The organism is Methylorubrum podarium, from assembly GCF_022179745.1.
Taxonomy (GTDB): domain Bacteria; phylum Pseudomonadota; class Alphaproteobacteria; order Rhizobiales; family Beijerinckiaceae; genus Methylobacterium; species Methylobacterium podarium.
This window is the reverse complement of the sequence record NZ_BPRD01000374.1, coordinates 1-8,384: the sequence shown is the minus strand read 5'-3', so window position 1 is coordinate 8,384 and position 8,384 is coordinate 1. Positions and strand designations below refer to the sequence as shown.

The 8,384-nt window shown below is 70.2% G+C and carries 9 protein-coding genes; 1 reads left to right on the top strand and 8 read right to left on the bottom strand.

Going from position 1 to position 8,384, the window contains the following annotated elements; all coding sequences use genetic code 11:
* Window positions 1-82: 82 nt before the first annotated feature.
* Entirely contained in the window at window positions 83-868 is a 786-nt protein-coding gene (locus MFF42_RS18145; RefSeq protein ID WP_238257004.1) for an ImuA family protein, read from the bottom strand.
* A 396-nt stretch (window positions 869-1,264) separates the two neighbouring features.
* Here MFF42_RS18145 and MFF42_RS18140 point away from each other — a divergent pair, with 396 nt between their 5' ends.
* The gene (locus MFF42_RS18140) at window positions 1,265-1,669 is read left to right on the top strand and encodes a response regulator (protein WP_238257003.1); all 405 of its coding nucleotides are present in this window, start codon (window positions 1,265-1,267) and stop codon (window positions 1,667-1,669) included.
* Window positions 1,670-1,795: 126 nt separating this feature from the next.
* Here MFF42_RS18140 and MFF42_RS18135 read toward each other — a convergent pair whose 3' ends face one another.
* The 7 genes from MFF42_RS18135 to MFF42_RS18105 all read right to left on the bottom strand — a co-directional run.
* Window positions 1,796-2,257 (bottom strand): peptidylprolyl isomerase, encoded by a 462-nt coding sequence (locus MFF42_RS18135; protein ID WP_012456782.1) that lies wholly within the window; start codon window positions 2,255-2,257, stop codon window positions 1,796-1,798.
* A 3-nt stretch (window positions 2,258-2,260) separates the two neighbouring features.
* On the bottom strand, window positions 2,261-2,698 hold the full coding sequence (locus MFF42_RS18130) for a UCP034077 family protein (RefSeq protein ID WP_507763114.1): 438 nt from the start codon (window positions 2,696-2,698) through the stop codon (window positions 2,261-2,263).
* A 65-nt stretch (window positions 2,699-2,763) separates the two neighbouring features.
* Window positions 2,764-3,303, bottom strand: coding sequence for a peptidylprolyl isomerase (locus tag MFF42_RS18125; RefSeq protein ID WP_238257001.1), 540 nt, complete (start codon window positions 3,301-3,303; stop codon window positions 2,764-2,766).
* A 25-nt stretch (window positions 3,304-3,328) separates the two neighbouring features.
* Window positions 3,329-3,832 carry a pantetheine-phosphate adenylyltransferase gene (gene coaD / locus MFF42_RS18120; RefSeq protein WP_238257000.1) on the bottom strand — a complete coding sequence of 168 codons (504 nt, stop codon included), beginning with the start codon at window positions 3,830-3,832 and terminating at the stop codon, window positions 3,329-3,331.
* A gap of 127 nt (window positions 3,833-3,959) precedes the next feature.
* On the bottom strand, window positions 3,960-6,686 hold the full coding sequence (gene gyrA / locus MFF42_RS18115) for a DNA gyrase subunit A (protein WP_238256999.1): 2,727 nt from the start codon (window positions 6,684-6,686) through the stop codon (window positions 3,960-3,962).
* A gap of 327 nt (window positions 6,687-7,013) precedes the next feature.
* Window positions 7,014-7,616, bottom strand: a complete 603-nt coding sequence (mobA, locus tag MFF42_RS18110) for a molybdenum cofactor guanylyltransferase MobA (RefSeq protein ID WP_238256998.1) — start codon at window positions 7,614-7,616, stop codon at window positions 7,014-7,016.
* 44 nt (window positions 7,617-7,660) lie between these two features.
* A partial coding sequence (locus MFF42_RS18105; protein ID WP_238256997.1) for an Mrp/NBP35 family ATP-binding protein occupies window positions 7,661-8,384 on the bottom strand: 724 nt, incomplete at its 5' end.

Genomic DNA, 8,384 nt, shown 5'->3' with positions numbered 1-8,384 from the left:
GCGCAGGCCGAGGCGGCGGGCGGCGGCGTCCACGCCGGCGAGCACGCGCCGGGCGCCGTCCTGCGCCACGGTGGCGAGGGGCTCATCCGGCGGCGCGGCGCTGGACCCGCTCCGGCGCAGCCGGTCGGTCGGCCAGGCCGGCAGGTACAGCGAGACGACCCTGCGCATCGCATGCCTCCACGATCCAAGCCCCCGGCGCCCCGCCGCGGCTGCGCTGCAACTCGAGCCGCCAGCGCGGCCGGCCCAGATGACGGTCCACGCGACGGTTCGGTCCGTCCGAGGGAGCGGGCGCCACCCGCCAGCGGGTTCGCGCGGCGCTGGGCTCGGGCTCGGCGGCCTCGCCCGCGCAGAGGCGGTGCACGACGAGGGCGGTGACGCCCGATCCCTCCGCCGCGAGCTGGAGCCGGCGGGAGGGGGTGAGCCCCATGCGGGTGAGCTCGCCGACGACCCCGGCGAGGCCGCGGTGGCGCAGGCCCTCTTCCATGGCCGGCAGCACCTCGGCATCGCGCCACGTCTCGCAATAGACGACCCGGTCGGGATGGAGCCCGACCCGGGCCAGGGCCGGGGCGAACAGGTCACGGCTGTGCAGGCACCACAGCACCGGCCCGTCGAGCCGGGCCAGGATGCCGCCGGCGAACAGCACGGCGGTTGCGGCGTAGCGCCCGCGCGGGCCTCCCTCGTGGATCTGGTGGAGCGCGCCCAGCGCCAGCCCGCCGCCGGGCAGGGCCGTGTCGAGCCCGCCGACGCCGAAGGGGAGGGTGGGTTGGGCCCTGGACCCGGCGCCGGATCCGGCACCAAGCCCGGCGGAATCCGTCAGCCGGCGAAGCTCGGCCAGCGTCGGCGCGTCGGGGGAGCGGGGAGAGGGCATGGGCGCGGGTTCGAGGGTTGGCTTGCGGGACGTCTCTTAGAACAAAGAGTGAACGCACCTGAGCCGTAACCCGTCAACCGTCCGATCGTTGCCATCCCTGTTGAAAATGCGGATTTTATTCCGGGCGTTGGCTTGACCGCCGAGTCGGCGATGATTCCGCGCCGAAAGCCCTGCACGCAGTGCGGGTGCGACGGCTTATCCCACCTCGAAACTGCATGCGTCACCCTGGCGGATGCAACAAAACCGCCTGCTGTTGCCGCTGAACGACAGACGTTCGGCCCCGCCGTTCTATCGTAATGTCTGCCGGGGACTTTGCCGGAGGATGTCGCGTGGGACGCGCAATCTGCGTTTTTCCCGCAAGCTCTCAAGATATGCCAGGGTCATGAGTGACCGGTCATGAGTGACGCACGACCCACAGGCCGCCGGCCCGTCATCCTCGTCGTCGAGGACGAGCCCGACGAGCGCTACCTCGCGGCCGAGCTGCTGGAGGAGAAAGGCTTCGAGGTGATCGAGGCCGAGACGGCCGAGCGCGCCCTCGACATCCTGCGCCAGCGCGGCGACGGGATCGACGTGGTGTTCTCCGACGTGCGCACGCCGGGCACGATCGGCGGTTTCGAGCTGGCGCGCATCATCGGCGTGACCTGGCCGCGCATCCGCATGCTGCTGACCTCGGGCGACGCGGGCGACCAGCCGAGCGACCTGCGCGTCACCGCCACCTTCATGCCCAAGCCCTGGCGGGCTCCGGAGATCCTGACGTGGCTGGAAGAGGCCGCGGGGCTCAAGGAGCCGCCGGAGGGGTGAGGGCTTCTCTCCTCCCCCTTGCGGGGAGGAGCCGGAGGTGGGGGTGGTGCAGGAGGCACCGCTGAGCCTCGTCCGGAACGACCCCCACCCTGAACCCCTCCCCGCAAGGGGGAGGGGAAATCCCTGTTACGCCGCCGCGACGGTCGCCTTCACAATCCGATCGGGATCGCGCACGGGCTCGCCGCGCTTGATCGTGTCCACCACTTCCATGCCCTCGATCACCTTGCCCCACACCGTATACTGGCGGTCGAGGAAGCGGGCGTCGGAAAAGCAGATGAAGAACTGCGAGTTGGCCGAGTGCGGGAAGTTGGTGCGCGCCATCGAGCAGGTGCCGCGCACGTGCGGCTCGGCGTTGAACTCGGCGTTCAGGTCGGGCAGCTCGGAGCCGCCGGAGCCGGTGCCGGTCGGGTCGCCGGTCTGGGCCATGAAGCCGTCGATGACGCGGTGGAACGGCACGCCGTCGTAGAAGCCCTGGGAGGCCAGGGTCTTGATCCGCTCGACGTGGTTGGGGGCGAGGTCGGGGCGCAGCGCGATGACGACGCGGCCCTTGGTGGTCTCCAGGACGATGGTCTCGTTCGTCTCTGCCATGGCTTAAATTCCCTGTCCTTTGGGTCCGTCGTAGATGAAGCGCAGCGCCAGGGGGCGCCCCGCGATGGCTCCGCCGAGGGCCGGGGTGAGCCGGACCGGCGTGCAGCGGGCGATCGCGTCGAGCGTCGCCCGAATCAGGATGTCCCGGGTCCGCGCGTCGCCCGGCGCCTTCGCGAAGGTGATCTGCGGCGTGCCGATCACCGAGCCGTCCCGGCGCAGGGAGAGGCGCGCCGTGATCTCCGCCCGCTCGAACCGGCTCAAGCCCTCGGGCACCCGCCAGCAGGCGGCGAGCGCCGGATAGAGCCCCCGCAACGTGTCGGCCGGGGCCGGTTCCGCCTCCGAGGCGGGCAGCGGCACCCGCTGCGTGCCCCGTAAGGTCTGGGGCAGGGTGCGCCAGGGTTCAATGCCCTCGAACGCATCCGCCCTGCCCGGCACGAGCAGGGCGAGCCCGGCCGCGAGGAGGCCGGCGAGAGCGCCGCCCCGGCGACGCCCGGTGCGTCCGGCCGCTATTGGCCGCCTCCGAGCGTCATCTTCACGATCTTGTCGGGGTTCTGCACCGAGCCGTTATCGGCCTTGGAGCCCTTCTTGATCTTGTCGACCACGTCCATTCCGGAGGTGACGACGCCGACGACGGTGTAGTTGTTGTTCAGGAACTCGGCATCGCCGATGCAGATGAAGAACTGGGAATTGGCCGAGTTCGGATCGCCCGAGCGGGCCATGCCGACGGTGCCGCGCTTGAACGGGGCGGAGGAGAACTCGGCGGGGATGTTGGGCAGGCTGGAGCCGCCGGTGCCGTTGCCCTTGGGGTCGCCGGTCTGGACCATGAAGCCGTCGATGACCCGGTGGAACTTCAGGCCGTTGTAGAAGCCTTGGGAGATCAGCGTCTTGAGCTGCTTGACGTGCTTCGGCGCGATCTCCGGGCGCAGCTCGATCGTGACGCGCCCGTCCTTGGTCTCGAGGGTGACGGTGTTCTCGCCGGCCCGCGCCGGGGCGGCGAAGAGCGCGGCGGAGAGAGCGAGGCCGAGGAGGGCGTGGCGGCGATTCATGCGGGCGGAAGCTCCGTGGTGGGGATCAGGATTTCGCGAAGCGGGCGGCGAGCCGCTGGGCGACGACGGACGGGACGAAGGGCGAGACGTCGCCGCCCATCGCCGCGATCTGGCGCACCAGCGTCGCGGTGATCGGCCGCACGCCGGTGGAGGCGGGCAGGAACACGGTCTGGACCTCGGGCGCCATGGCGCCGTTCATGCCGGCGAGCTGCATCTCGTAGTCGAGGTCGGTGCCGTCGCGCAGGCCGCGGATGAACAGGCTGGCGCCGCAGCGCCGGGCGGCCGAGACGGCGAGGTCGTCGAAGGTTACGACCTCCAGGCTCGCCTCCTCCGCGGCGGCGAGCGGCCCGCAGGTCTCGCGCAGCAGGGCGGCGCGCTCCTCGGCCGAGAACAGGGGCGCCTTGCCCGGATGGACGCCGATGGCCAGCACCAGCCGCGGCACGAGGCGGCAGGCCTGCCGCACCACGTCGAGGTGGCCGTTGGTGACCGGATCGAAGGAGCCGGCATAGAGGGCGGTGCGGGTCGTCACGGGACGGGCCTAGAGCATTTTCCCCGCAAACGGAACCCGATCGGCTTTCCGCGTCGTCACATCCCGCCGTCATTCCGGGGCCGCGCAGCGGAACCCGGAATGACGGGCTACAGGACCGGCGCGCCGCTCAGGCCTCGTCCTCGCCGTTCTCCTCCTCGCCCTCGATATGCTCCACCGAGACGACGCGCTCGGCCTTGTCGGTGTTGAACACCGTCACGCCCTGCGAGGCGCGGCCGACGATGCGGATGTCGTCCACCGGCACGCGGATGAGCTGGCCGGCATTGGTGACCAGCATGATCTGGTCCGAGGCCTCCACGGGGAAGGAGGCGACGAGGTGGCCGTTGCGGGGGTTGACCCGCATCGCCGTGATGCCTTTGCCGCCGCGGCCCGAGGTGCGGTACTCGTAGGAGGACGAGCGCTTGCCGAAGCCGCGCTCGGACAGGGTCAGCACGAATTGCTCGGCCCCGCCCATCTCGTTGTAGCGATCCAGCGAGATCGCCGCCTCGGCCGTGCTCTCCTCGGCCTCCGGCGCCTCGACCTCCTCGCCCGCATCGCCGATCACGGCGCGGCGCATCTTCAGGTAGCCGGCGCGCTCCTCGGGCGAGGCGTCGAAGGCGTTGAGGATCGCCATCGAGATGACGCGGTCGTCCTTGGCCAGCGAGATGCCGCGCACGCCGGTCGAGTCGCGGCCCTTGAAGACGCGCACGTCCTCGACGGGGAAGCGGATGCACTGGCCGAGCGCGGTGGTGAGCAGCACGTTCTGGTCGGCCCGGCAGATCTCGACGTGGACGATGTGGTCGCCCGGATCGAGCTTCATCGCGATCTTGCCGTTGCGGTTGACCTGCACGAAGTCGGACAGCTTGTTGCGGCGGACATTGCCGGAGGCGGTGGCGAACATCACGTCGAGGGTCTCCCAGGACGCCTCGTCCTCGGGCAGCGGCATGATGGTGGTGATGCGCTCGCCCTCGTTCTGCAGGTGCAGGATGTTGACGAGCGCCTTGCCCCGCGCGTTCGGGGCAGCGACCGGCAGGCGCCAGACCTTCTCCTTGTAGGCCTGGCCCTGGTCGGAAAAGAACAGGACCGGCGTGTGCGTGTTCGCCACGAACAGCCGCGTGACGAAATCCTCGTCGCGGGTGCTCATGCCGGAGCGGCCCTTGCCGCCGCGCTTCTGCGCCCGGTAGGTCGAGAGCGGCACGCGCTTGACGTAGCCGGCATGGGACACGGTGACGACCATGTCCTCGCGGGCGATCAGATCCTCGTCCTCGACGCTGAAATCGGAATCGATGATCTCGGTCTTGCGGGGCGTCGCGAAGAGTTCGCGCACCTCGGCGAGTTCCTGCTTCACGATCGCCTGGATGCGGGCGCGCGAGCGCAGGATGTCGAGATAGTCGGCGATCTCGTCGGCGAGCTTCTTCAGCTCGTCGCCGATCTCGTCGCGGCCGAGGGCGGTGAGGCGCTGGAGGCGAAGGTCGAGGATGGCGCGGGCCTGGGTCTCGGACAGGCGGTAGGTGCCGTCGTCGGCGACCCGGTGGCGCGGGTCGTCCACCAGCGCGATCAGCGGGGCGATGTCGTGCGCCGGCCAGTCGCGGGCCATCAAGGCTTCGCGGGCGGTGTTCGGGTCCGGCGAGGTGCGGATCAGGCGGATCACCTCGTCGATGTTGGCGACCGCGATGGCGAGGCCACACAACACGTGGGCGCGCTCGCGGGCCTTGTTGAGCAGGAACTTGGTGCGCCGGGAGACGACCTCCTCGCGGAAGTCGTTGAAGGCCAGGAGCAGGTCCTTCAGGTTCATCAGCTCCGGCCGCCCGCCGTTCAACGCCACCATGTTGGCGCCGAACGAGGTCTGGAGCGGGGTGTAGCGGTAGAGCTGGTTCAAGACGACGTCGGCCATGGCGTCGCGCTTGATCTCGACGACGATGCGCATGCCGTCGCGGTCGGATTCGTCGCGCAGGTCCGAGATGCCCTCGATGCGCTTGTCCTTCACCAGCTCGGCGATCTTCTCGATCAGCGTCGCCTTGTTCACCTGATACGGGATCTCGGTGAAGATCAGCGCCTCGCGCTCTTTCCGCAGCTCCTCCACATGCGAGCGGGCGCGCATGATGATCGAGCCGCGGCCGGTGGTGTAGGCCTGCCGCGTGCCGGCGCGGCCCAGGATCATGCCGCCGGTGGGGAAGTCGGGACCCGGCACGATCTCGTTGAGCGCCTCGATGGTGAGGGCCGGATCGTCGATCAGGGCGACGCAGGCATCGACCAGCTCGCCGAGATTGTGCGGCGGGATGTTGGTGGCCATGCCCACCGCGATGCCGCCCGCGCCGTTGACCAGAAGGTTCGGGAAGCGCGCCGGCAGAACCGTCGGCTCCTCGCGGGAATCGTCGTAGTTCGACTGGAAGTCGACGGTGTTCTTGTCGATGTCGCTGAGCAGCGAGATCGCCGGCCGGGCGAGCCGCGACTCGGTGTAGCGCATGGCCGCGGGCGGATCGCCGTCGACCGAGCCGAAATTGCCCTGCCCGTCGATGAGCATCAGGCGCATCGAAAAGTCCTGCGCCATGCGGACCAAGGCGTCGTAGATCGATTGGTCGCCGTGCGGGTGGTACTGACCGATCACGTCGCCGACGATGCGGGCCGACTTGACGTATTTGCGCTCCGGCAGGTGGCCGGACTCGAAGGCCGAGTAGAGGATGCGCCGGTGCACGGGCTTGAGGCCGTCGCGGGCATCGGGCAGCGCCCGGCTCACGATCACGCTCATGGCGTAATCGAGATAGGAGCGACGCATCTCGTCGGTGATGGAGACGGGCTTGATGTCGGTCGCGGGCGGCGGCGTGCCGGCGCCGGGTGCGTCGTTGTCGTCTGCCAACGTCGTTCTCTCGGATTCTGGTTCGGTCGCCCACGGCAGAGCGCCGACGGACGGAGGGGACTACCAAGGAAAGGTCAACAGGCCGCCAATCCCGACCAATCCCCTCATCCTGAGGTGCCGCGAAGCGGCCTCGAAGGATCCTCCAGATCCCGCACGAGTCCTGGAGGATCCTTCGAGGCTTCCGCTTCGCTCCGGCACCTCAGGATGAGGGGGGAGGAGAGGGATAGCCCATCGCCAGCCAAAGGCCGTCGTTTCAGTTACTTAAATATGAATTCCGGGGCTCCGGCACAACATCTGCAGCCCCTCCGATGGCACTTTGCCGACACCTCAGGGACACCGCGCCAGCATCGCCTCGGCGGCGGCCAGATCCTCCGGTGCGTTGAGGTTGAGGAAGGGATCGACCGGCTCCACCGGCCAGGACGCGACCGCCGCCCTGTGCCGCTCGATGAAGCCGCCGACCCGTCGTTCGCCGCGCTCCAACCAGCCGCGCAGGTCGTCGCGCAGCGCCACCGGCCACAGCGCGGAGGTGAAGTGGCGCCGCTCGCCCGAGGCCGCCAGCGCGATCGGCCGGCCTTCAGCCGCGGCCGCGGCGACGAGCCGGGCGACGAAGTCGTGCGGCAGGAACGGCGCGTCGCCGGGCACGCTCGCGACATGGGTGAGGCCGGGACGTTCCGCGGCCGCCTCCATCCCGGCGAGGAGGCCGGCCAGCGGCCCCGGATGATCCGGGATCGTGTCGGGCAGGACGGCGCCGGAAAACACGGCCTGGAAGCGGGCGGGATCGCCGTTGGCACTGAGCACGAGGCCGCCCGCGCATTGCGGCGCGAGGCGCTCGGCGACGCGCTCCAGCAGGGTGCGTCCGGCGAGCACGCGCAGGGGCTTGTCGCCCCCGCCCATCCGCCGCGACAGGCCGCCGGCCAGGACGAGGCCCATGATCCCCGACCCCGATATCCCCGACCCGGAGACCGGGTGAGAGCTCACTCGATGACGATCCGCGGCGCCGCCCGGCCGGCGGGCGCGCCGGTGAGGTTGCCCCAGAGCTTCTCGGCGATCTCGCGGTAGACCTTGGCCTGCGGCCCGTCCGGATCGGTGGCGACCACGGGCCGCCCGGCATCCGAGGTCTCGCGGATCGCCATGGTCAGCGGGATCTCGCCGAGGAACGGCACCTCCAGCCGCTGCGCCTCCTGGCGGGCGCCGCCATGGCCGAAGATCGCGGAGGCCGCGCCGCAATTCGGGCAGATGAAGGTCGCCATGTTCTCGATCACGCCGAGGATCGGCACCGAGACCTTGCGGAACATCGTCACGCCGCGGCGCGCGTCGATCAGCGCCAGATCCTGCGGCGTCGAGACGATGACGGCGCCCGACAGCGGCGTCGCCTGGGCCATGGTGAGCTGCGCGTCGCCGGTGCCGGGGGGCATGTCGACGACGAGCACGTCGAGCTCGCCCCAGGCCACGTCCCGCAGCATCTGGGTGATCGCAGACTGCACCATCGGCCCGCGCCAGATCATCGCCGATTCCGGCTCGATCAGGAAACCGATCGACATCGCCTTGAGGCCGTAGGCCTGCATCGGCTCGAGAGTCTTGCCCTCGATCACCCGCGGCTTGCCGGAGAGCCCGAGAAGCTTCGGCACCGAGGGGCCGTAGATGTCGGCATCGAGCAGGCCGACCCGCAGGCCCTGCGCGCCGAGCGCCAGGGCGAGG

Bases quoted from the DNA above. Each gene is read 5' to 3' on its own strand.
- MFF42_RS18145 (WP_238257004.1), bottom strand. From the start codon at position 868: ATGCCCTCTCCCCGCTCCCCCGACGCGCCGACGCTGGCCGAGCTTCGC.
- MFF42_RS18140 (WP_238257003.1), top strand. From the start codon at position 1,265: ATGAGTGACGCACGACCCACAGGCCGCCGGCCCGTCATCCTCGTCGTC.
- MFF42_RS18135 (WP_012456782.1), bottom strand. From the start codon at position 2,257: ATGGCAGAGACGAACGAGACCATCGTCCTGGAGACCACCAAGGGCCGC.
- MFF42_RS18125 (WP_238257001.1), bottom strand. From the start codon at position 3,303: ATGAATCGCCGCCACGCCCTCCTCGGCCTCGCTCTCTCCGCCGCGCTC.
- mobA (WP_238256998.1), bottom strand. From the start codon at position 7,616: ATGGGCCTCGTCCTGGCCGGCGGCCTGTCGCGGCGGATGGGCGGGGGC.